This window comes from Streptomyces sp. Tue6028 (assembly GCF_002300165.1).
GTDB classification, from domain to species: domain Bacteria; phylum Actinomycetota; class Actinomycetes; order Streptomycetales; family Streptomycetaceae; genus Streptomyces; species Streptomyces siamensis.
The window spans coordinates 153,750-176,697 of the sequence record NZ_MLCE01000026.1 but is presented as its reverse complement, the minus strand read 5'-3'; the positions used below and the strand labels follow the sequence as shown (position 1 = coordinate 176,697).

Here is a 22,948-nt window from a genome sequence, read left to right as displayed (position 1 = left end):
GACTCGACATCCCTGTCATGAGACCGGGGAGAGATCATGACCGAGGCGCCGGACATCACAGCAGGACGTCCGCAGCCGCTGGGCAGCACCGTGGACGCGGAGGGCGTCAACTTCTCCGTCTTCTCGGAGCATGCGACACGTGTCGACCTGCTGCTCTTCGACCACTGCGACGACCCCGAGCCCTCCCGCACCGTCCAGCTCCACGCGGAGACGCATCGCAGCTTCCACTTCTGGCACTGCCACGTCGGTGGCATCGGCGCGGGGCAGGTCTATGCCTACCGCATGGACGGCCCCCATGACACGAGCAAGTCGGGTGCGCGGTTCGACCACCGCAAGGTGCTGCTGGACCCGTACGCCCGTGCCAACATCAACAGCCGCTGGGACCGCACCGCCGCCATCGGCCTGGAGGACAACGTCGCGCAGTCCATGCGCAGTCTGGTCGTCGACCTCGACGACTACGACTGGGAGGGCGACCGGCCGCTGCGGCTCCCGATGGCGGAGACCGTCCTGTACGAGATGCACGTGCGCGGTCTGACCGCGTCGTCGACCTCGCGCACGGCGAGCCCCGGCACCTTCTCCGCGGTCGTCGAGAAGATTCCGTATCTGAAGGAACTGGGCATCACCGCGGTCGAGTTGCTGCCCGTCTTCGACTTCGACGAGACGCAGGTGCTGCGCGTCGGCCCGGACGGCGAACGGCTGCCCAACTACTGGGGCTACGACCCCTACGGCTTCTTCGCGCCGCACACCGGTTACTGCACCTCGCCCCATCTGAACACGCACATCAGCGAGTTCAGGGACATGGTGAAGGCCTTCCACAAGGCGGGCATCGAGGTCATCCTCGACGTCGTCTTCAACCACACCAGCGAGGGCAACGAGTTCGGCCCGACCATCAGTTTCCGCGGCCAGGCCAACGAGGCGTACTACCACCTGTGGCCGCAGGACCGCAGCCACTACATGGACTTCACGGGCTGCGGCAACGCTGTCAACGCCAACCATCCCTTCGTCTCCAAGTTCATCGTCGAGTCCCTGGAGTACTGGGTCACCGAGCATCACGTCGACGGCTTCCGCTTCGACCTGGCCTCGGAACTTTCCCGCGGCGACAAGGGCTACGAGATGGCCGTGCCGCCCGTGCTGTGGGCGATCGAACTGTCGAAGGTGCTCGCCGAGACGAAGATCATCGCTGAGCCCTGGGACGGCGGCGGGCTCTATCAGGTGGGCCGGTTCCCCGGAAAACGCTGGTCCCAGTGGAACGGCCCGTTCCGCGACGACGTGCGCCGGTTCGTCCGCGGCGACGCCGGACTCGTCGGAGAGGTCGCCAAACGGCTCGGCGGCTCGGAGGACCTCTTCGGCCCGCAGAACGAACTGCCCACCAACAGCATCAACTTCATCACCTGTCACGACGGCTTCACCCTCAACGACCTGGTGTCGTACGACCACAAGCACAACTACGCCAACGGTGAGGCCGAGGCCGACGGCGCCAACGAGAACTTCAGCTGGAACTGCGGGGTCGAGGGCCCCAGCGAGGAGCACGACGTCGAGCGGCTGCGGGTGCGGCAGATCAAGAACCTGCTGTCCGTGCTGATGCTGAGCCGCGGTGTGCCGATGCTGCTGGCCGGCGACGAGTTCCGCAACAGCCAGGGCGGCAACAACAACGCCTACTGCCAGGACAACGCGACGTCCTGGCTGGACTGGGACCAGGCGGAGAAGGAGCAGGAGACCAAGGACTTCACCCACCGGATCATCGAGCTGCGCCGGCGCTACCGCACCTTCCGTGAGGCCCGGTTCTTCAACGGGCACCTCAACGCCCGGCGGCTGCCCGACGTCACCTGGCACGGCACCCGGCTGGAGCAGCCCGGCTGGGAGGACACCAACGCCCGGGTACTGGCGTGCACGCTCGGCGGGTTCGAGGGCGATCCCGACCTGCATCTGATCCTGAACATGTACCACCTGGGGCTGGACTTCGAGCTGCCCCGGATCCACGGCCACCGGTGGCACCGCGTCCTCGACACGGCCTGCCGCGGGCCGCACGACATCCTCGCGGAGGGCCGGGAGGAGCCGGTCGACGGCCACTCCCTGCACGCGCACGGCCGCAGTGTCGTCCTCCTCGTGTCCCTGCCGGACGACGCGGACGGCTCCCGGTGACGACCTGAGGGGGTGCCCCCGGCGGCGGTTCCTCAGCCGCCGGGGGCACCCTTCACCCAGCCGACCTTGGCGAAGTCGATGTCACCGAGCCCCGGGACGCCGAAATTGGCGAGGCCCTTGCGCACGGCCATCACCTGGGGGCGCTGGTAGAGCTCGACGTCGTGGCCGAGCCGCCATATCTCGGCGTCGGCCTGGTTGTAGAGCTCGGTGGCGCGGGTCCGGTCGAGGGTGCCGGCGGCCTGCTTGAGCAGGTGGTCCAGCTTGGCGTCGGAGACCCGCCCGTAGTTCAGGTAGGCCTGGTCGCCCTTGGGCTGCTGGTAGATCGACACGGTGGAGCTGGGGTAGACGAGCCCGGTGAAGCGGAAGATCACCATGTCGAAGTTGCCGGTGAACAGGTATTTCGGGCCGTAGTCGTTGGCCGGCACCTTGGTGATGTCCACCATGATGCCCACTTGGGCGAGCATCTGCTGGACCAGCTGGGCGAGGTCGAGGCCGAGGCGGTTGGTCGCGTTGCTCAGCACGAACCGCAACCGCAGTTCCTTGCCGTCCTTGACCCGTGGCCGGCCTTCGCCCCGGTTCTTCCAGCCCGCCCGGTCGAGGATGCGCCCGGCCTCCGCCAGGTCGTATTTGCCCCACGGTGCGGAGTGGTCGACGTAGCCGGGCTGGTTGGTCATGAAGATGTGGTTGCCGAGCAGCGGGACGCCGACGGGCAGTCCTTCGGCGGCGACGTCCGCGAGGGCCTGCCGGTTCACGGCCCGCTGGACCGCGTGCCGGACGTCGATGTCGGACAGCGGACCGCCGGCGCCGTTGAGGGACATATGGACCTCGTCCCAGGCCGAACCGATCCTGATGTCGCTGTTCTTGGCGCCCTTGAGCTTCCCGTAGTCCTCCGTGGTCGCCGCGTTGACCGCGTCGATCTCTCCGTTGAGGTAGGCCTGCTGGGCGGCGGCGGGCAGCAGCGTACGGAAGATGACCTTGTCCAGCCGCGGCGGCGTGCCCCACCAGTGCGGATCGGGCACCGCGGTGACGGTCTGCTCCGTGCGGTCGATCGACGCGATCCTGAAGGGGCCCGCGGTGACCGGGATCCGGTTGACCCAGCCCTTGTTGAACTGCTCCGGGGTGCCGACGGCTGACGCCGGGAAGAGCGGCGTGAACAGCCGCTGCCAGTCGGCGTACGGGGTGCGGAAGACCACCTTCACCTCGTGCGGTCCGGCTCCCTGCCGCACCTCCTTGATCCGGTCGTACCCGGACGGATCGGCGATGTTGTACCGCTCGTCGCCGGTGCCGAGGGCCCGCCACTGGGCCTCGAAGTCCGTCGCGGACAGCGGCCTCCCGTCGGACCAGCGGGCCTTGGGGTTCAGCCGGTAGGTCACGGTCTGCGGCGAGGTGGAGGTGACGGCCGCGGAAGCGAGGTAGTCCGGGTTGGCGTGCGGGACGCCCTTCGCGTCGAGGTGGAAGAGGACGGGTTCCACCAGGCTGTCGATCTGCGCGACCTGGTCGACGGCGCCGTCGGTCTGGTTGTAGTTGTACTGCGTCGCCCACTGCGGGATCGCCAGTGTGAAGGTGCCGCCCTTGCGCAGCTCGCTCGCGGGATGGGCGTTGATGTCATGTGTGCCGAACTCGACCGGCTTGGACGGGCTTCCTCCGTCGGGATGCGCGCCTCCTGAGGAGGTACATCCCGCCAGTACGACCGTCGTTGCCAGACCTAACCCGAGCCACACCCGACGCAAACGCCCCACACCAGCTCCTTCACTGACATTGAGGTGAACTGGGCGAACTGATCTACGATTCACGCGCGGAGACCATAGCATTGCCGAGTGTCACATCGGTGAAGCCCATGACCCCCACTGACCATGAGGAGTCGCATGGTCGGCCGCCTGTCCCAGCGTCTCATCCACAGTGCCATCCTGCTCGTGGTCTCGACCCTTCTCTCGTATCTCGTCAGCTCCGCCGCACTCGACCCGCGGGCGTACTTCGCGGACCGTCAGCCGCCGCCGCCCGCGGCCTCCGTCGACCGCGAGCTCGCCTCCTTGCGGCTCGACGAACGGGAGCCGGTCCTGGACCGGTTCGCGCACTGGTCCTGGCACGCGCTCCACGGCGACCTCGGACGCACCATCGACGGGGCCTCGGTCAACGACGAGTTCGGCCGCCGGGTGGGCGTCTCGGTACGGCTGCTGCTCATCGGCACGCTCGTCGGGACCGGCCTCGGCGTCCTCGCGGGGGTGTGGGCCGCGGTGCGCAGAGGCCGACTGCCCGACCGGATGCTGACGGTCTTCTCCTTCCTCGTGCTCTCGGTGCCCACCTTCGTACTGGCGCTGCTCCTCAAGGACGGCGCGCTCCAGCTGAACCAGGCCGTGGGCCACACGGTCATCCGCTACACGGGCGAGAGCACCCCGGGCCGCTCCGGCGGCCTGCTCTCCCATCTCCAGGACAGAGCGGGCCACTTGGTGCTGCCGGCGGCCACGGTCGCACTCGGCTCGATCGCGTCCTACAGCCGCTACCAGCGCGGGGCCACCCTGGACGTGCTGGGCTCCGACCACCTGCGCACGGCCCAGGCCAAGGGACTCACCCCCGGCCGGGCCCTGCTGCGGCACGGGCTGCGGACCTCGCTCATCCCGATGACCACCTTCTTCTCCTTCGGGTTCCTGACCCTGTTCACCGGTTCGGTCTTCGCCGAGCAGATCTTCGGCTGGCCCGGCATGGGCAGCTGGTTCATGGACGCGGCGCAGAAGGGCGACGTCAACTCGGTCGTCGCGGTCAATCTGTTCGCCTCCGTGACGGTCCTGCTCGCGGGCCTGGTCGCCGACGTCCTGCTCGTCGTGCTCGACCCGAGGGTGCGGCGCGGGTGACGCCGGGACTGCGCGGCCTGGCCCGCTCACCGCGTGCCGTCGCCGGCGCGGTGCTGATCGTCGCCCTCTTCCTGCTCGCCTTCGTGGGTCCCCACCTCACCTCCTGGAGCCACACCGACGTGGACTACACCGCGCTGCGGTCCGCACCGAGCACCCGGCACTGGTTCGGCACCAGCCGGATCGGCCAGGACGTCTTCGCGCAGACGGTCCGCGGTCTGCAGAAATCCCTGCTCATCGGGCTGTTCGTCGCCCTGTTCAGTACGGGGCTGGCCGCGGCCGTCGGCACCTGCGCGGGGTACTTCGGCGGTTGGACGGACCGCCTCCTGATGTTCCTGGTCGACCTGCTCCTGGTGATCCCCGGATTCCTGGTCCTGGTCGTGGTGGCGCCGGCACTGCGCGACGCGGGCTGGATGGCCTTCGTGGGGCTGCTCGCCGCGCTGGGCTGGATGCTCACGGCGCGGGCCGTGCGCGCCATGACACTCTCGCTGAAGGAACGCCCCTACGTCGTCGCCGCACGGCACATGGGCGTCCGGCCCTTCCTGATCATCCGGCGCCACGTCGTGCCGCACATGGCGTCCTTCCTGATCACCCACGCGACCATCGCGGTGGCCGGCGCGGTGATCAGCGAGACGGGCCTCTCCTACTTCGGCTTCGGCGTGCAGCCGCCGGACGTCTCCCTGGGCACGCTGATCGCCGACAGCACGGACGTGGCCCTCACCTATCCGTGGATGTTCTTCTTCCCGACCGGTCTGCTGCTCTGCTTCGTCCTCGCCGTGAACCTCGTGGGCGAGGCGCTGCGTGACGCGCTCGACCCGGTGGCGGTCCGCGCGGAGGTACGCGCATGACGGGGGGCGCGATACTCGAAGTCCGCGACCTGCATGTCTCGCTGCCGGGCGGGCGCCGGTCCGCGCCCGTTCCGGTCGTCCGCGGTGTGAGCCTGACCCTGCGCGCCGGCGAAGTCCTCGGCATCGTCGGGGAGTCGGGGGCCGGCAAGACCATGACGGCGCTCTCGCTGCTCGGGCTGACCCCGCCCGGTGCCGTCGTCCGCGGCTCGGTCCGGCTGCTCGGCACCGAACTCGTCGGGCTCCCCGTCCGGGAGCTGGCGCAGCAGCGCGGGCGCCGGATCGCCATGGTGTTCCAGGATCCGCTGACCGCCTTCACCCCGGTGCGGCGCGTCGGGGACCAGATCGGCGAGGCGCTCCGCATCCACCAACGGCCCCGGCCCACCCGGGAGTCGGCCCTGCGCCGAGCCGTCGGGCTGCTGGAGAGCGTGGGGGTGCCCGAGCCGGACCGGGCCGCCCGCGCGTACCCGCACGAGCTGTCCGGCGGACTGCGCCAGCGGGCCATGATCGCGATGGCCGTCGCCAACCGCCCCGACGTCATCGTCGCGGACGAACCCACCAGCGCCCTCGACGTCACCGTGCAGGCGCAGGTGCTCGACGCCCTCGCGGTGGCCCGCAAGGCGACCGGCGCCGCGCTGCTCCTGGTCAGCCACGACCTGGGAGTGATCGCGGGCGCGGCCGACCGGGTGGCGGTCATGTACGCGGGACGCATCGTGGAGTCGGCGCCGGTGGACGACCTGTTCTCCCGCCCCCGGATGCCCTACACCCTGGGCCTGATCGGCTCGGTCCCCCGGCTGGACGACGTGGGGACGCTCACCCCGGTCCCGGGCACGCCCCCCGCGCCCGGGACCGCTCCGCCGGGCTGTTCCTTCGCGCCGAGGTGCCCGATCGCGGACGCGCACTGCGAGGAGGCGGAGCCCCCGCTGGCCCGCGTCTCCGGTACGACCGCAGTGGCGGTGCCGGGCGCCGGGGACCGGCACCTGGCCGCCTGCTTCCACACCGGCACGACCGCCCGGCACACCGCACAGGAGCTGTTCCCACCGGCGGTGCCGGGCGAACGGTCCGGCGGGCCGGTCGCCGGGTCCAAGCCGGGGGCCGGCGCGGCCAAGGCGGCGATCGCCGGAGCCAAGGCGACGGCCCCCGGACTGAGACCGGGGGCGGACCATGTGCTGCGGATCACCGGGCTCACCAAGAGCTACCCGCTCCCCCGCCGTTCCGGCCTCCGGCTGCGCCGCCGCCCCGCGGAGGCCCTGCACGCCGTGGAGCGGGCGGACCTGCACGTCCGGCGCGGGGAGACCGTCGCCCTGGTGGGCGAGTCGGGCGCCGGCAAGTCCACCACGCTGTCCGAGGTCATCGCGTTCGCGGCGCCCGAGGCGGGCCGCATCGAGATACTCGGCCACGACACGGCGCACCTGCGCCGGGCGGACGTACGGGGGCTGCGCGGTCGCGTCCAGCTGGTCCTCCAGGACCCCATGGCCGCCCTCGACCCGCGGATGACGGTGGGCGCCATCATCGCCGAACCGCTGCTCGCCCAGCGGACCGACAAGGCGCGGGCCGCCGCCCGCACACCGGAGCTGCTCCGGCAGGTCGGCCTCGACCCCTCCGCCGCCGGACGCTACCCGCACGAGTTCTCCGGCGGCCAGCGGCAGCGCATCGCCTTCGCCCGCGCCCTGGCCGTCGAGCCGGAACTGCTGCTCCTGGACGAGCCGGTCTCCGCGCTCGACGTCTCCGTGCAGGCCGGGATCCTGGAGCTGCTGCGCCGGCTCAAACGGGAACTCGGCCCCGCCTGCCTCTTCGTCACGCACGACCTGGCGGTCGTCCGGCAGATCGCGGACCGGCTGGTGGTGATGTACGGAGGCCGGACCATCGAATCCGGGGGCGTCACCGAGGTGTTCACCCGGCCCCGGCACCCGTACACCAAGGCCCTGTTGTCCGCGGTCCCGCTGCCCGACCCGCGTGCCGAGCGGGCCCGTGAGCGGATCATCCTGCCCGGTGACCCGCCGCGAGCCGGAGGAGGCACGGCCGGCTGCCTGTTCCGTGCGCGCTGCCCGGTGTACCAGACGGCGGCGCCCGAAGCGCGTGCCCTGTGCGAGCGGGAGACGCCCATACCGGCCGGCCGGAGCGCCGACGATCCGCACGTGGCCGCCTGCCACTTCCCCTACCCGGACGGCAAAGCGCCCCTCCGACACCGGCCGGCGTCGAAGGGGCAGCTCTGAAGCATCGAGCGGGACGCCTGACCGGCGCCCTGGTTCACCGTACGGAGAGGACGTCCTGATAGACCTCCATCGTCCGCTCGGCGGCGCGGTCCCACGAGAACTCCTCGACCGCCCGCGCCCGGCCCGCTGTCCCCAAGGCAGCGGCCCGTACGGGATCGTCGAGCAGTTCACCGATCGCCGCGGCCAGTCCGCCCGCGAACTTCTCCGGATCCCGTGGCTCGCCCGAGGCATCGGAATGTGCCTCGAAACCGACCAGCGTTCCGGTCGTCCCGTCGTCGACGACCTCCGGGATCCCGCCGACGGCGGACGCCACCACGGGCGTACCGCACGCCATCGCCTCCAGGTTCACGATGCCCATCGGCTCGTACAGCGAGGGGCACACGAACACGCTGGCGTGGGTCAGCAGTTGTCGTACCGACGTCGTGTCCAGCATCCCGTCGATGCGGATCACGCCGTCCCGTTCCTTGCGCAGTTCCTCTACGAGCGCCGCCACCTCGGCGGCGATCTCCGGTGTGTCCGGTTGGCCGCAGCACAGTACGAGCTGGGCGTCCGCCGGCAGGTCGAACGCCGCACGCAGCAGGTGCGGCAGCCCCTTCTGCCGGGTGACCCTGCCCACGAACAGCACGATCGGCCTGTCCTCGGCGATGCCGAAGCGGCGGAGCGCCTCGGTGCCGTGATCGGCTCTGTACTCCCTTGTGTCGATGCCGTTGTGGATCACCCGGACCCGCGCCGGCGACACCTCCGGGTAGACCCGGAGGATGTCCTCCCGCATCGCGGCGGAGACCGCGATGACCTGGTCGGCCGACTCGACGGCGGTGCGCTCCATCCAGCACGAGAGCGCGTACCCGCCTCCCAACTGCTCGGCCTTCCAGGGGCGGAGTGGTTCCAGGCTGTGCATCGTCACGACGTGCGGTACCCCGTGCAGCAGTCCCGCGAGATGACCGGCCATGTTGGCGTACCACGTGTGGCTGTGCACGACTCCCGTACCGGCACAGTCACCCGCCATCGCCAGGTCGACCCCGAGGAACTTCATCGCCCCGTCGGCGTAGGCGAGTTCCTCGAGCGGTCGATACGCCTCGACGTCACGTTCCGCTCTGGGGCTTCCCAGGCAGCGCACCCTCACGTCGGTGAGCCTGCGCAGGCTCCTGGTCAGTTCGGCGACGTGGACGCCCGCTCCACCGTAGATTTCGGGTGGGTATTCGCGGGTGAGGATGTCCACGCGGGGCTTTACACCGCTGTCAGCAGCAGTCACAGCAGAGGGGCTTCACCGTCGCACTCGGTGCCCCGATAATCGCTCCATTTGCAGACCCCTCGGAAGCCGCGGCGAATGCACTGGAGGAAACACCGATCGCACAGATCAAAGAAGCGACGACCAGAAAGAAGCGCCTTCTCATTGCTTCACCTTTCAATCCACGGCGAATTGACTCCATGAGTCAAGTTCATCTTACTCATGCAGTCAAGTTTTGATTTGGTAAAAGATGACCTTTGATTGAAATCGGAATATAAGAATCCACTTCGAATGACCACTCCCGCTTTACCTGGCGTCGCTGTGGGTTAATTGACGCGTGCCAGCGTGTACATCGAGTTGACTTTTTGACAACCATCGGTCAAACTGGTAACTTGGGTTTGTAATCTGGACTGTGAAAGCTCCGGAAGGAGTCCAGGTGGACTACACCGAGGCGCACGTACCCACAGGCCTTGGCGATCGCATAAGGACGCTCCGCACGAGGCATGGCCTGAAGCAGCAGGATCTGGCTTCCCAAGATGTGTCGATCAGCTACATCTCCTTGATCGAAGCCGGTAAGCGCACCCCGTCGGACGCGGTGCTGGCCACGATCGCCGCCAAGCTCGGAAGCTCTGTCGAGTACCTCCGCACGGGGCGGGACGGGCAGGAGCTCGGCGAGACCCAGCTCAAGCTGGCGTTCGGCGAGATGGCCCTGCGCAACGGCGTCAACGGCGAGGCCCTGCAGACCTTCAGCGAAGTCCTGGCCCGCCGCTCAGCCCTGGACGCCGCGACGACACGCCGCGCCCTGGTCGGCCAGGCCACCGCGCTCGAGAAGCTGGACCGCCTGGAAGCCGCCATCCCGATCCTCGAGGACGTCTTCAACGACCCCACCCTCGCCGCCGGCTCGGACGACTGGTGCAGGATCGCCGTCGCTCTGTCCCGTTGCTACCGCAACGCCGGTGACATCACCGTCAGCATCGAGATCGGCGAGCGGGCGCTGGCAGAACTGGACTCGCTCGGACTCGATGTGACGATGGATCACATCCAGCTCGGCTCGACGCTCATGGGGTCGTACCGCATGAGGGGCGACCTGACCCGCGCGCACCTTCTCGGTGAACGGCTCATCCCGGCCTCCGAGGCGGAAGGCTCCTACGCGGCACGCGGCGCCGTCTACTGGAACGCCGGGCTCGTCGCCAACTCCAGAGGCAAGCTGAACGAGGCACTCGCCCTGGTCGAACGGGCCCTGGCCATGATGGCCGAGGGAGACAACCAGCGCCACGTCGCCATGCTCAAGCTGAACTTCAGCTACCTGCTGATGCAGAGCAGCATGCCCGACCCCGACCGGGCGAAGGAGCTCCTCGAATCCGCCCAGCAGTCCCTGGCCGAGGTCGGCAACGCGGACGAACTCGCCCACTGCGAGATCTCCCTCGCCGACGCGGAGAAGGCCCTCGGACACTGGGACGAGGCCGTGGCCCACGCGGAGCGCGCGCTGGGACTGCTCGGCACCGAGCCCCGGATCCAGTCCGTGACCGCCCGGGTGACCCTGGCCGAGATCTACTTCCTGAGGCAGGATCCCGACCGGGCACTGCAGTACCTGAAGGCGGCGACCCGGCACCTGCGGCACTTCCCGCCGTCCCGGGACACCACCCTCAACTGGCGCTACATCGGCGACCTGTGGCAGCGCCACGGCGGGGACGTCAAGGAGGCCCTCCAGGCCTACGACATGGCCCTCTCGGCGGCCGGTGTGGCCCGCACCCCGCACGTCCAGGCATCGCTCGCCGACGACCGGGGATAGCGACGGCCCCGCGCCGGTACGGAACATCCCCGCCCGTCACTCCTCATCGCCTTCCGGAGACGCGGGCGACAGCCAGAACACCCCCAGCGGCGGCAGCGTCAGCACCGCGCTCCGCGCCTGCCCGTGCCAGGGCAGTGGCTCCGTCCGGATCACCCTGCCGTTGCGTACGCCTGTTCCGCCGTACGCGACGGCGTCGGTGTTGAGGGCCTCCCGCCACGGGCCGGCCTCCGGCAGCCCGACGCGGTACCCGGCGCGCACCACCGGGGAGAAGTTGCAGACGGCCACCAGCGGGCGCCCCTCCGCGTCGCGGCGCACGAAGGACAGGACGTTGGCCTCCGCGTGGGACCCGTCGATCCAGGCGAAGCCGTCCGGTGAGGTGTCCAGCTCCCACAGGGCGGGCGTTGCCACGTAGACCCGGTTCAGATCGCGGACCAGGGACTGGACGCCCCGGTGGTCGTCGTGCGAGGGCCACTTCTCGTCCAGCAGCCACCACTGCGGGCCCGCGTCGTGGTCGAACTCCGCGCCCTGCCCGAACTCTTGTCCCATAAACAGGAGTTGCTTTCCGGGGTGGGCCCACATGAATGCCAGACAGGCCCGCAGATTCGCCCGCTGCTGCCACCAGTCCCCCGGCATCTTGGCCACCATGGCGCGTTTGCCGTGCACGACTTCGTCGTGGGAGAGCGGCAGCAGATACCGCTCACTGTAGGCATAGACCATCGCGAAGGTCATGTCGTCGTGGTGATGGACCCGGTGCACAGGGTCACGTTCCAGATAGCCGAGCGTGTCGTGCATCCAGCCGAGGTTCCATTTCAGATCGAAGCCGAGTCCGCCGAATCCGTCGGGTCCGACGTCGAAAGTGGGCCGGGTCACGCCCGGCCAGGCGGTGGACTCCTCGGCGATCGTGAGGGCGCCCGGCACCCGGCGGCGGACGGTGTCGGTCAGCTCCTGGAGGAAGGCGACCGCGGCGAGGTTCTCCCTGCCCCCGCGCTCGTTGGGGGCCCAACCGCCCTCCGGGCGGGAGTAGTCGAGGTAGAGCATGGAGGCGACCGCGTCCACCCGCAGCGCGTCGATGTGGAACTCGGAACACCAGTAGACCGCGTTCGCCACGAGGAAATTACGGACCTCGCGGCGGCCGTAGTCGAATTCGAGGGTGCCCCAGTCCGGGTGATTCGCGCGCCGCGGGTCGGACGGTTCGTAGAGATGCTCTCCGTCGAAACGGGAGAGGGCGAAGTCGTCCCGGGGGAAATGCGCGGGGACCCAGTCGGCGACGACTCCGATTCCGGCTGTGTGAAGCGCATTCACCAGATGCCGAAAATCGTCGGGTCCGCCCATCCGCGCGGTGGGGGCGTAGAAACCGGAGACCTGATATCCCCAGGAGCCGCCGAAAGGATGCTCCATCACGGGCATGAACTCGACATGGGTGAATCCCATGTCGGTGAGATAGGCGGGGAGTTCCTCGGCGAGCTCCCGATAGGTGAGCCCGGGGCGCCAGGACGGCAGGTGGACCTCGTACACGGACATCGGGGTGAGCCGGCAGTCCTGCCCGCCGCGGCTCGCCATCCACTCCGCGTCCGTCCACTCGTACGTGGAGGTGTGCACGACGGACGCCGTGGCCGGCGGGCACTCGGCGGCGCGGGCCAGCGGATCGGCCTTCTGGATCAGCCGTCCGTCGCGGGTGCGGATCTCGTACTTGTACCGGGTGCCGGCGCCCACCGCGGGCACGAACAGCTCCCAGACCCCGCTGGACCCGAGCGAGCGCATGGGGTGGGCCACACCGTCCCAGCCGTTGAAGTCACCGACGACGCGCACCCCTTGGGCGTTCGGAGCCCAGACGGCGAAGGCGGTGCCCGTGACGCCGTCGAGGGTCAGCACCCGTGCGCCGAGGACACGCCACAGCTCCTCGTGGCGGCCCTCGGAGATGAGGTGCAGGTCGAGCTCGCCGAGGGTGGGCAGGAACCGGTAGCCGTCGTCGTGCGCCTCCTCGCCTTCCCCGTACGTCACCAGCAGGCGGTAGCGCGGGATCTCGTCGACCGGCAGTGTGCCGGTGAACAGCCCCGCCGACTGGTGGACCAGGTCGACCCGGGCGCCGCGGTCGGTGAGCACGGCGACGGCTCCGGCGCGCGGACGGAGCACGCGTACGACGACCCCGGAGCCGTCCTCGGCCCGGTGGGCGCCGAGGACCGCGTGCGGGGCGTGGTGCGCCCCGGCGAGCAGTCGGTCGAGCTCGGCGTCGGCCATCCGTGCCCCGGTGAGCCCGGGTCCGGCGGTGAGGGCGTCGGCGTCCCGTGTCTGCAGCAACGGTGGGGGTCCTCTCGTTGTCGGTGGCTACCGGTACCGGTGGGGGCGTGGTGCCGGGCCGGTGCCGGGCGAACCGTCGGATCGGCGTGACTTCCGTGCGGGGGGTCCTCCATGGCGGCCCGGGTCGGGCGACGCGGCACTCAGCCGCGCACTCCGGCGAGACGGTGGACGGCGGTGAGGGGGATGCCGAGCCAGTCCGGACGGTGCCGGGCCTCGTACACCGCCTCGTACACCGCCTTGTCGGCCTCGAACGCGCGCAGCGGCACGGGGTGGCAGCGCGGGTCGGCGCCCCCGGCAGCGGCGTATCCGGCGATGAACGCGCGGCGGTTGCGGATCGCCCAGGCCTCCGCGCGGCGGGCGTGCCGCAGACGGAGCCCCGGGGTCCGGTCGGCGGACCGTTTCCGCACGGCGGCGAGACCGGTCTGCGCGGCGTAGTCGAAGGAACGCAGCATCCCGGCGACGTCCCGCAGGACGGGCTGGGGCTCGGCGCGCTCGGCGGCGGAGCGGTCCGGCTCGCCCTCGAAGTCGATCAGGCGCCAGCCGTCCGCCGTGGGCAGCACCTGCCCCAGGTGCAGATCGCCGTGGACGCGCTGGGCGAAGACGGGGCAGCCGCGCCCCGCGTGCCGTGCGTAGTCGTCGTAGAGCGCGCCGATCCGGCCGCGGTAGCGGTCGAGGGCGGGCACCTCGTCGGCGGCCAGCCTCAGCCGCTGCTTCATCAGCCGGGCCTCCTCGGCCACCTCCTCCGGCGTGACCCTGGTCCGCGGGAAGGCGTCGGCGAGCACGGCGTGCACCTCGGCGACGGCCTCGCCGAGGGCGCGGGCGTGCGCCGTGAAGCCGCCGGTGACGGGGGCCGCGCTGTCCCGCCCCTCCAGGCAGTCGCCGACCTGGCGCAGGGCGCTCTGCCACCCGTCCGCCTCGACGGGCAGGAACTCCTCGAACATGCCGAGGACCAGGCCTTCCCCGCCGGGGGCGTCGGTGTACAGCGTGCCGTGCAGTGCGGGGGTACGGGCGCAGTGCCGCTCGGTGAGGGCGCGCAGGGCCTCCACCTCCAGGTGCGGCCCCGGCTCGGGACGTCGGTAGATCTTGAACAGCAGCCGGTCGCCGTACACCACCGCGCTGTTGCTCTGGTCGGCGGACAGCAGACGGGGCACCAGACCGACGGGCAGGGGGTGCGCGGAGGTGCGCTCCAGGCGGGGTCCGTCGCGTCGGCCGCGGACGGCGAGGGAGCGCAGCAGCACCCCCATCAGTGCGGCGTCCTCCGTCGCCTCGTACAGCGTCCAGCCCTGCCAGCGGCCCTCGGGCACGGTGGCGACGGCCGCGCCCGCGAGACGTGCCGGCAGCGCGGGGCGCAGGCCGAGGAAGAGCTGGTAGAGCTGTTCGGCGCCGTCCGGCCGCGGGACGCCGAGCACGGCGTGCACGAGGACGGGCGCCTCGTCGTGGACGACCGAGACCACGACGGGCCTCACGGAGTCCAGGACCCCGCCGCCGAACCAGCGGCGGGTGCGCAGCCACGGCGTCAGCGCGGGCAGCAGGGGTTCGAGCACGGGCTCCGCGACGGCGACGGTCATGACGCCTCCCCCGAACCGGCGGGAACCAGCAGGTGGGCGGGCGTCAGCCCGGGTTCCAGGCGTACGTACGTGTGACGGCCCCAGCTGTGGATCTCGCCGGTGAGTTCGTCGCGCACCTTCAGCGAGCCGTCCTCGGGCAGGCCGAGAGCCGCGAGGTCCACGTCGACAGTGGTCTCGCACATGCGGTGCGGATCGAGGTTGACGACGACGATCACGGTGTCGGTGTCGCCGTCGGGCCGTACCACCTGCTTGGAGTAGGCGATCACCTGGTCGTGACCGGTGGGGTGGAAGCGCAGGTTGCGCAGTTCCTGGAGGGCGGGGTGGGCGCGGCGCAGCTGGTTGAGTCGGGTGATGAGCGGGGTGATGGTGCGTCCCCCGGCCTCGGCCGCGGCCCAGTCGCGCGGGCGCAGTTCGTACTTCTCGGAATGCCGGTAGTCCTCGGTGCCGCCCTTCAGCACGTCGTTCTCGCACAGCTCGAACCCGGCGTAGACGCCCCAGGTGGGCGCGAGGGTCGCGGCGAGCACCGCGCGGGCCTCGAACGCGGGCCGGCCGCCGTCCTGGAGGTAGCCGTGCAGGATGTCCGGGGTGTTGACGAACAGGTTGGGCCGCAGGAAGTCGGAGCTCTCGTGGGCGAGTTCGGTCGCGTACGCGGTGAGCTCCGGCTTGTCGTTCTTCCATGTGAAGTAGGTGTACGACTGCTGGAATCCGGCCTGGGCGAGGGCGTGCACCATGGCCCGGCGGGTGAACGCCTCGGACAGGAACACCACATCGGGGTCGGTCAGCGCGATGTCGCCGATGACCCGTTCCCAGAAGGCGACCGGCTTCGTGTGCGGGTTGTCGACGCGGAAGATGCGCACGCCCTGGTCCATCCAGTGGCGCAGCAGCCGCAAGGTCTCCTCCACCAGCCCCTCGAAGTCCGTGTCGAAGGAGAGGGGATGGATGTCCTCGTACTTCTTCGGCGGGTTCTCGGCCGGGGCGAGGGTGCCGTCCGCCCGCTGGGTGAACCACTCGGGGTGCTCGGTCAGCCAGGGGTGGTCGGGCGAGCACTGCAACGCGAAGTCGAGGGCGATCTCCAGGCCCAGCTCCCCCGCCCGGGCGACGAACCGGCGGAAGTCGTCGAGGGTTCCGAGGTCCGGGTGCACGGCGTCGTGCCCGCCCCGGGCCGAGCCGATGGCCCAGGGCGACCCCACGTCGTCGGGCCCGGCGGTGAGCGTGTTGTCCGGCCCCTTGCGGTGCGTGTGCCCGATGGGGTGGATGGGCGGCAGGTACACCACGTCGAAGCCCATGGCGGCGATCGCGGGCAGCCGCCGGGCCGCCGTCTCGAAGGTGCCGCTCACCGGGGGCGCGCCGGGCCGCAGCACGGCGCCCTCCGAGCGCGGGAACATCTCGTACCAGGAGCCGACCAGGGCGCGCCGCCGCTCGACGAGCAGGGGCAACGGCCGGGAGACGGTGACCAGTTCTCGCAGTGGGTGGCTCTCCAGCGCGGCGACCACCTCACGGCCGGTGGTCGCTTCGAGCCGGCGGGGGGAGGGGCTCGCTTCGTCGCGGAGCGCTCCGGCCACTGCCGTCACCGCCTCCCGGCGGTCCTTGTCCGGGATGCCGAGGGCGGCCCGCTCGTGCAGCAGGGCCCCCTCCGCGAGCATCAGCTCGACGTCGACCCCGGCGGAAATCTTCAGATGCGCGTCGCGGCGCCATGTGGTGAGCGGGTCGGCCCAGGCCTCGACGGTGTACGTCCACAGTCCGGTGCGGCCCGCCCCGACGACGACCGTGGCCTCCCAGCGGTCCGAGTCGGCGTCCACGAGGGTCATCGGGGTCCAGGGGCCCCGGCGGCCGGCCGGGTCGTAGAGGACCACGTTGGCGCCGACCGTGCCGGCGCCCTCACGGAAGACGGTGGCGCTGATGGTCAGGGTCTCGCCGCGCACCGCCTTGGCGGGCACCTGCCCGCCGCGCACCTGAGGGCGGATGTCCCTGATCGGGATGCGTTCCCGAGTCGTCGGGTGGGCGTGCGAGGGCACGATGGCGGTCATGTCCCGCTCCTCACCGGTGTCCGGCGCCCAGGGACGCCCGGCCTCTCCTTGCTCGCGAGGAGGTCGATGATGGTGCGGGCGAACACGTGACAGTGCTGGCCGGTGCGCGCGGTGACCAGGTCGTCGTGGACGACGACGTCCTCGTCGACGTACTCGCCGCCCATGTTGCGCAGGTCGCCGAGGAGGTTGTTGTGGACGACGGCGCGTCGCCCGCGCACCAGGGAGGGCAGCGGCGCGGTGAGCCACATGCCGTGGCAGATGATGCCCTTGACGATGGCCGGGTCCTGGAAGGCACGGCGCAGGAACGCGGACGCGGGCGGCAGTTTGTCCGGGTCCTCGGTGTAGCGGAGCCGGTCGGAGACCATCCCCGAGGGGACGATCACGGCGGAGAACTCCTTGAGGGCGAACTCGTCGATGTCCTCGAAGGACTCGGAGACCTCGAAGGGCATCCGGTGCTCGTGTCCCTGGAAGGTCATCGAGTCCTGGCCCCAGAGCCGGGACAGGAAGTGGACCTCGGCGCCCTCCTCCGGGAAGCGGAACTGGTAGTAGAGAATCTCGGGCTCGTAGAAGTCGCTCTCCATCAGGACGGCGATCTTGTGGCCGGAAAGCCGCACGGCTAGTCCCTCCCCCTGCCGGTGACCAAGTCGATCAGGAACGGCCCGTCGGTGCCCAGCGCCTCGGCGACGGCCGCCTCGACCTGGTCGGGCTTCTCGACGCGCACGGCGGGCACGCCGAGCGAGCGGGCGAGTCCGACGAAGTCGATCGCGGGCTGCGAGAGGTCGAAGATCTCCGGCTGCTCGTGCGCGTCGATGGACTGCGACCTCCAGTACTCCTCGATGTTGAGTTCGAGGAGCCGGTAGCTGCTGTTGTTGCAGATCACGAACTTGGCGCCGATGCCGTGGCGGGCCGCCGTCCACAGCGCCTGGATGGTGTACATGGACCCGCCGTCGCCGGTGAAGCCCACGACCGTACGTTCCGGGTGCGCGAGCCGGGCGCCGAGCGCGCCGGGGATGCCCACGCCCAGGGAGCCGCCGCGGGTCTGGAACCAGTGGCCGGGGCGGTTGGGCGGAAGGTGTCGCGAGATGTCGGGCGAGGCGGTCAGCGCCTCGTCGAACACCATGGTGTCCTCGGGGAGCCTGCGGGCGAGTTCGCGCAGGAACGCCGTGGTCGGCAGGGCCGTGGGAGCCAGTTCGCCGTCGTCGGGGCGGCGGGCGTCCGTGATCTGCCGCTCCCGCTCGGCGGTCCTGCGGCGCAGCCACTCCCCGGCGCGTGCGCGGCTCGCGTCGTCCATGCGGGTGCCGAGCGCGCGGGTGAGTCCCGCGAGGGTCCGCCGCGGGTCGGCCACCAGGCCGAGGTCGACGGGGAAGTTCTTCGCGATCGCGTCGGTGTCCAGGTCGATGTGGACGACCGGGGCGCCCTCGGCGAAGACCCCGTCGAGCAGCGGGTAGACCTCGGGCAGCGTGTACGTGCCGACGACGAGCACGGCGTCGGCGGCGGCGGTGACGCGCCTGCTGGACTCGCCGAACATGTGGCCCAACTGGCCTGCGTAGGCGGGGTGTTCGGCCGGGAGGTTGACCTCGGCCCAGTCCGCGCCCCACACGTCGGCGCCCCATGTCTCGGCGAGGTCGCCGAGTTCCTTCTCGGCCCCGGCGAAGTGGACGCCGTCGCCGGCGATGACGATCGGCCGCTCCGCGCCGGCGAGCAGCCCCGCGGCCCGGTCGAGCGTCTCCGCGTCGGGGACGCTGTCCGTGACCGGGTACGACGTCGGTACGGCCGCCTCGGAGGTGTCGCGGTCCATCACGTCGGCGGGCAGCACCACGAGGACGGGCCCGTACGGCGGTGTCGCGGCCACCTTGAAGGCGCGGCGCAGGACGCGCAGCGTGGACTCGGGGTCGACGACCCGGGTGGCCCACTTGGTGACGGGCTCAGCCATGCCGACCAGGTCGGCGGCCATCTGCGCCTCCATGGCCTCGTAGCGCAGGCCCGCCTCTCCGACGAGCACCACCAGCGGGGCGTGTCCGCGCATCGCCTGGTAGAGCATGCCGATGCCGTTGCCGAGGCCGACGCCGGTGTGCAGCTGGCAGACGGTGGGCGTGCGGGTGGCCCGTGCGTAGCCGTCCGCCATGCCGACGGCGGTGGCCTCCTGCAGCGCGAGGACGTATTCGAGCTCTGGGAAGTTGCGCAACTCGTCGAGGAAACCCTGCTCGACCGTGCCGGGGTTTCCGAACATGTACCGGACCCCGTCGGCCCGCAGCTGTTCGAGGATCGCGACCCGCGCGGGCCTGCTGACCATGATGCGTCCACCTCTCGATCGACTGTGCCTTCCGGGGGTCCCCCGGACCCCCGGCCGTGCCCGGGCCGTCAGCCGGCGGCCCTGAAACCCCACTGGCGCAGGCCGTTCTCCAGCACCTCGACGACCTTCTCGCCGGTCAGGTACGAGTCGGGCGTCGAACGACCGGTGATGAACGGGTAGTCGACGATGACGGAGGTCGTCCTGCCGAAGTTGCCGTGGAAGGCGCCGTCGGGGCCGGTCGCGTCGCGCAGGATGTACTCCAGCGGGTACGGCGGCGGGCCGATCACGAAGTCGGTGCCCATGAAGCCGGTGCCGTCCTTGTAGTCGTACTCGATGCAGTGCCCGGTGACGTGCTTGCCGCGGATGATGGAGCTGCGGTCCTCCTGATCGCGGGCGAAGGCCAGCGCGGCCACTCCGTAGCACTCGGCGGCGATCGGCAGGTCGAGGGCGTGGAAGGCGAGGATCAGGTCGTGGACCCGCCAGTTGTTGGCGAGGTCGACGATCGGGCCGCTGCCGCCGACGACGAGCAGCGCGTCGTAGCGGCCCGCGATCTGCTCGCGGATCTGCTCCAGGCGGGTGTTGTACGCCTCCCAGTCCCGCAGGAAGTACGGCTTGCTGCGGTAGGGGCGGTCGGGCAGCCAGGACGACAGGTCGAGCGGGTCGTCGAGGCGGGAGGAGCTGTCGATGGCCCGGACCTTCGCCGCCATCTCGGGCGTCGTGACCGAGCGGCCGAGGGGCGGGTCGATGTAGTCGGGGTCCATGCTCGGCGGCAGCGCCACCGGACGCTTTCCGGTCGGCGTGGCGAAACTGACGTGGTACCCGGCCTTGTCGAAGGTCTCCAGAGGGCCGATCAACTCTTCGCCCCAGTACCCGTATTCGGACAGGACGACGAGGATGCGCTTGCTCATGGGGATGTCCTCTCGTTCGGTTCGGTCCGCGAACCGTCGAACTCATGTCTACGTTCCGCGGGTTCGGGCCGACCACGAGTGGCTGATGTGATGGGTCCATATCGGCAAGTGGCCGGAAACACTTCCGCACATCGGGCATTCCTCCGGTGCCTGCCGGGCGGGGCGCGGTCCCGGTAGCCGACGGACCGGTGCCCGGAAGCGCGTCGACCGGTTCCTTCGCAGGTCGGGGTGTGTTCCCGTGCGGGGCCGGAGCGGCTTTCCGTGCGGGTCGCGGCCGGGTGCCGGCGGCGTGTGCCGTGCGGTCCGCGGGCGGCCCCGAGCCGAGATCAGCCTGTCTCCGCCCCGACTTGGCGATGTACGCCCGCTGTCGCGCGGGAGCCCGGTCGCGCCGGTCCCCGGGGCCAAGGATGAGAACCGGCTGTGCGCCGACGGACGAGGAGCGTCCGTGCGCCGCCCGAACCGTGCGCCGACCGAAAGGATCCCCAGCCATGCCCGACACCCCGAGCACGGACCTGAGCCCCCGCGAGGTCCTGGAGGCCTACCACCGAGCGATCGTCGCTGCGGACGCGGACGCCGTCGCCGAGCTGTACGCGGTCGACGCCGTCCACGAGTTCCCGTTCCTGTTCCCCGGGGTCACCGACTACCACGGCCGCGAAGAGGTCCGGGCCGGCTACCGGGCCGCCTGGGAGCAGAGCCCGGCGCGGACGGAGAAGGTCGTCGAGGTCGCCGTCCACGAGGGCAAGGACCGCGAACTCGTCATCGCGGAGCGCTTCTTCGAGGGGACGATCTCGACGACGGGCGAGTCCTTCCTCGTCCCCAGCATCCTGGTCCTGCGGGTCCGGGACGGCCGGATCGTCCACGCCCGCGACTACATGGACGGCCTCGGCACCGCCAAGGCCATGGGCGCCCTGGAGTACGTGGTGAGCGCGCTGGGCGCGAACGCCTGACGGCCCACACCCCCGCAGGACCCCCCACCCGCACCGGGCGGCACCGGAAACACGCCGCCCGGTGCACGCGTGTGCGCGCCCTCCGGGGGCTCCGCCCCCAGACCCCCGATCGGCCTGAACGGCCTCGTCCTCAAGCGCCGGACGGGCTGAAACAGCCCCTCCGGCGTTTGAGGAGCGGGGTCCGGGGCCGGAGCCCCGGGTACGGGACGGGCAGGGGCGGAGGGGGCAAAGAACGGCCGTTCCCAGGTGGGCCGGCGCATGCGAAGGCCCCCGCCGTCGGGGGAGGAGATGACGGCGGGGGCAGGGGGGCGGCCACGTTCGGTGCGACGTGGGCCCGCGACTCGCTAGGAGGCGGCCCCCGAGGCGTGCTGTTCGTCGACCGCGGTCTCGATGACCCGCGCGGCGGGCGCACTCTGCGCGGCCGGCCGCGTACGCGTCGCCATCCAGCCGATCAGCGCACCCACGATGATCAACGCGGCGGCCACCAGGAAGCCGAGCCGGAACCCGGCGGTGAGCGCGGAGTCGTCCACCGGCCCGTCCGCGATCCGGTCGCTCCGCCAGTTCGCCACGGAGGCGAGGATGGCGAGCCCCAGGGCGCCACCGATCTGCTGGGACATGTTGATCATGCCGCCGGCGATGCCGGAGCGCTCCGGGTCGACACCCGACACGGAGGACACCACGAGCGCCGTGAAGGCGAACCCGCTGCCGACCGCGAGCAGGAGCCCGGGGCCGAGGATGCTCCGGAGGAAGGAGCCGTCCGTCGACAGCTGGGCGAACCACAGGAAGGACACGGCGGTCAGGCCGAGCCCGATCACGAGGATGGTGAAGATGTGCAGCTTGCCCATGAGCCGGCCGACGACCACCTGGGACGTGATCACCTGGCCCACCGCGATCGGCAGGAAGCACAGCCCGGCCGCGATCGGACCGTAGTCCAGCACGCGTTGGACGTAGATGGTGACGAAGAAGGTCATGGCCACGGCACCGGCCGAGAACATCAGCATGATGACGTTCGCGGCGCTGAGCCCACGCACCCGGAAGATGCTGAAGTCGACCACGGGCTCGGGCACATTGAGCTCGGTGACCACGAAGACGGCGAGCAGGACCACCGCGGCGGCCAGCGCCACGCCCGCGCGACCGTCCCAGCCGTGCTCACCGATCCGCACGAACCCGTAGATCAGCGCGGACAGACCGGCCGTCACGCTGATCGCGCCGAGCAGGTCGAAGTGGCGGGCGTTGCCGCTGCGTTCGGCCTCGGTGAGCAGGCGTACGCCGACCAGCGCGCCGCCCAGCGTCAGGGGCACGTTGATCCAGAAGACCCACTCCCAGCCGAAGGCGTCGGTCAGCACACCGCCGAGCACCACGCCGGCCGCGCCACCGGCGGCGGCGACGGCGCCCCACAGGGCCATCGCCCGGTTGCGCTCACGCTCCTCCGGGAAGGTCACGACGACCAGTGAGAGGGCCGCGGGCGACATCAGCGCACCGCCCAGCCCCTGTGCCGCACGCGCCGCCACCAGCTGTCCGCTGGTGTCGGCGAAACCGCAGGCGAAGGAGGCGAGCCCGAACAGGGTCAGCCCGAGCAGGAAGACCCGCTTGCGGCCGAACAGGTCGGCCGCACGCCCGCCCAGGAGCAGGAAGCCGCCGAATGTCAGCATGTAGGCGTCGACAACCCACTGCAGACCGTCCTGGGTGAACCCCAGCGGGGCTTGCATCGACGGCAGTGCGATGTTGACGACGCTGATGTCCAGGATTACCACGAACTGCGCTATGGCCAGCAGGGTGAAGACACCCCAGCGCCGGTCGATTACCGATTTCACGGCTGTCATACGCTCCTCGAATTC

15 protein-coding genes are annotated in these 22,948 nt (G+C 70.7%); 6 read left to right on the top strand and 9 right to left on the bottom strand.

The window, feature by feature from the left end; all coding sequences use genetic code 11:
* The first annotated feature begins 36 nt into the window (after positions 1-36).
* Positions 37-2,142, top strand: a complete 2,106-nt coding sequence (gene glgX / locus BKI49_RS25490) for a glycogen debranching protein GlgX (protein ID WP_095936601.1) — start codon at positions 37-39, stop codon at positions 2,140-2,142.
* A 32-nt stretch (positions 2,143-2,174) separates the two neighbouring features.
* Here the strand turns inward: glgX and BKI49_RS25485 are convergent, their stop codons facing one another.
* On the bottom strand, positions 2,175-3,881 hold the full coding sequence (locus tag BKI49_RS25485; RefSeq protein WP_257004950.1) for an ABC transporter family substrate-binding protein: 1,707 nt from the start codon (positions 3,879-3,881) through the stop codon (positions 2,175-2,177).
* A 126-nt stretch (positions 3,882-4,007) separates the two neighbouring features.
* Here BKI49_RS25485 and BKI49_RS25480 point away from each other — a divergent pair, with 126 nt between their 5' ends.
* The 3 genes from BKI49_RS25480 to BKI49_RS25470 are packed head-to-tail and all read left to right on the top strand — an operon-like array spanning position 4,008 to position 8,049.
* The gene (locus BKI49_RS25480; protein WP_095936599.1) at positions 4,008-4,991 is read left to right on the top strand and encodes an ABC transporter permease; all 984 of its coding nucleotides are present in this window, start codon (positions 4,008-4,010) and stop codon (positions 4,989-4,991) included.
* Complete coding sequence (locus BKI49_RS25475) at positions 4,988-5,836, top strand: ABC transporter permease (RefSeq protein ID WP_179332575.1); 849 nt, start codon at positions 4,988-4,990, stop codon at positions 5,834-5,836. The genes BKI49_RS25480 and BKI49_RS25475 overlap by 4 nt, the downstream gene beginning before the upstream one ends.
* Complete coding sequence (locus BKI49_RS25470; RefSeq protein ID WP_095936598.1) at positions 5,833-8,049, top strand: dipeptide ABC transporter ATP-binding protein; 2,217 nt, start codon at positions 5,833-5,835, stop codon at positions 8,047-8,049. The genes BKI49_RS25475 and BKI49_RS25470 overlap by 4 nt, the downstream gene beginning before the upstream one ends.
* Before the next feature lie 34 nt (positions 8,050-8,083).
* On the opposite strand, the gene glgA is transcribed toward BKI49_RS25470, so the two are convergent.
* Complete coding sequence (gene glgA / locus BKI49_RS25465) at positions 8,084-9,268, bottom strand: glycogen synthase (RefSeq protein ID WP_095936597.1); 1,185 nt, start codon at positions 9,266-9,268, stop codon at positions 8,084-8,086.
* Positions 9,269-9,689: 421 nt separating this feature from the next.
* On the opposite strand from glgA, the gene BKI49_RS25460 reads away from it, so the two are divergent.
* Positions 9,690-11,069 (top strand): helix-turn-helix domain-containing protein, encoded by a 1,380-nt coding sequence (locus BKI49_RS25460; protein WP_306453575.1) that lies wholly within the window; start codon positions 9,690-9,692, stop codon positions 11,067-11,069.
* A 36-nt stretch (positions 11,070-11,105) separates the two neighbouring features.
* Here BKI49_RS25460 and glgB read toward each other — a convergent pair whose 3' ends face one another.
* The 6 genes from glgB to BKI49_RS25430 all read right to left on the bottom strand — a co-directional run bounded on the left by glgB (position 11,106) and on the right by BKI49_RS25430 (position 20,163).
* Positions 11,106-13,307, bottom strand: a complete 2,202-nt coding sequence (glgB, locus tag BKI49_RS25455; RefSeq protein WP_095936754.1) for a 1,4-alpha-glucan branching protein GlgB — start codon at positions 13,305-13,307, stop codon at positions 11,106-11,108.
* 200 nt (positions 13,308-13,507) lie between these two features.
* On the bottom strand, positions 13,508-14,935 hold the full coding sequence (locus BKI49_RS25450) for a maltokinase N-terminal cap-like domain-containing protein (RefSeq protein ID WP_095936595.1): 1,428 nt from the start codon (positions 14,933-14,935) through the stop codon (positions 13,508-13,510).
* Positions 14,932-16,962 (bottom strand): alpha-1,4-glucan--maltose-1-phosphate maltosyltransferase, encoded by a 2,031-nt coding sequence (locus BKI49_RS25445; RefSeq protein WP_095936594.1) that lies wholly within the window; start codon positions 16,960-16,962, stop codon positions 14,932-14,934. The genes BKI49_RS25450 and BKI49_RS25445 overlap by 4 nt, the downstream gene beginning before the upstream one ends.
* Positions 16,959-17,576 (bottom strand): DJ-1/PfpI family protein, encoded by a 618-nt coding sequence (locus BKI49_RS25440; RefSeq protein ID WP_051370795.1) that lies wholly within the window; start codon positions 17,574-17,576, stop codon positions 16,959-16,961. Before BKI49_RS25440 ends, BKI49_RS25445 begins: the two co-directional genes overlap by 4 nt.
* Before the next feature lie 2 nt (positions 17,577-17,578).
* Positions 17,579-19,255 (bottom strand): thiamine pyrophosphate-binding protein, encoded by a 1,677-nt coding sequence (locus BKI49_RS25435; RefSeq protein WP_095936593.1) that lies wholly within the window; start codon positions 19,253-19,255, stop codon positions 17,579-17,581.
* A 68-nt stretch (positions 19,256-19,323) separates the two neighbouring features.
* The gene (locus tag BKI49_RS25430) at positions 19,324-20,163 is read right to left on the bottom strand and encodes a type 1 glutamine amidotransferase domain-containing protein (RefSeq protein ID WP_095936592.1); all 840 of its coding nucleotides are present in this window, start codon (positions 20,161-20,163) and stop codon (positions 19,324-19,326) included.
* A 488-nt stretch (positions 20,164-20,651) separates the two neighbouring features.
* Here BKI49_RS25430 and BKI49_RS25425 point away from each other — a divergent pair, with 488 nt between their 5' ends.
* The gene (locus BKI49_RS25425; RefSeq protein WP_095936591.1) at positions 20,652-21,110 is read left to right on the top strand and encodes a nuclear transport factor 2 family protein; all 459 of its coding nucleotides are present in this window, start codon (positions 20,652-20,654) and stop codon (positions 21,108-21,110) included.
* Between the two features lie 344 nt (positions 21,111-21,454).
* Here the strand turns inward: BKI49_RS25425 and BKI49_RS25420 are convergent, their stop codons facing one another.
* Positions 21,455-22,924, bottom strand: a complete 1,470-nt coding sequence (locus BKI49_RS25420) for an MFS transporter (protein WP_179332574.1) — start codon at positions 22,922-22,924, stop codon at positions 21,455-21,457.
* Positions 22,925-22,948 lie beyond the last annotated feature (24 nt).

Coding starts and splice junctions, on each gene's coding strand:
- BKI49_RS25470 (WP_095936598.1), top strand. CDS start 5,833: ATGACGGGGGGCGCGATACTCGAAGTCCGCGACCTGCATGTCTCGCTG.
- BKI49_RS25425 (WP_095936591.1), top strand. CDS start 20,652: ATGCCCGACACCCCGAGCACGGACCTGAGCCCCCGCGAGGTCCTGGAG.
- BKI49_RS25450 (WP_095936595.1), bottom strand. CDS start 14,935: ATGACCGTCGCCGTCGCGGAGCCCGTGCTCGAACCCCTGCTGCCCGCG.
- BKI49_RS25445 (WP_095936594.1), bottom strand. CDS start 16,962: ATGACCGCCATCGTGCCCTCGCACGCCCACCCGACGACTCGGGAACGC.
- BKI49_RS25430 (WP_095936592.1), bottom strand. CDS start 20,163: ATGAGCAAGCGCATCCTCGTCGTCCTGTCCGAATACGGGTACTGGGGC.
- BKI49_RS25480 (WP_095936599.1), top strand. CDS start 4,008: ATGGTCGGCCGCCTGTCCCAGCGTCTCATCCACAGTGCCATCCTGCTC.
- glgX (WP_095936601.1), top strand. CDS start 37: ATGACCGAGGCGCCGGACATCACAGCAGGACGTCCGCAGCCGCTGGGC.
- glgB (WP_095936754.1), bottom strand. CDS start 13,307: ATGGCCGACGCCGAGCTCGACCGACTGCTCGCCGGGGCGCACCACGCC.
- BKI49_RS25435 (WP_095936593.1), bottom strand. CDS start 19,255: ATGGTCAGCAGGCCCGCGCGGGTCGCGATCCTCGAACAGCTGCGGGCC.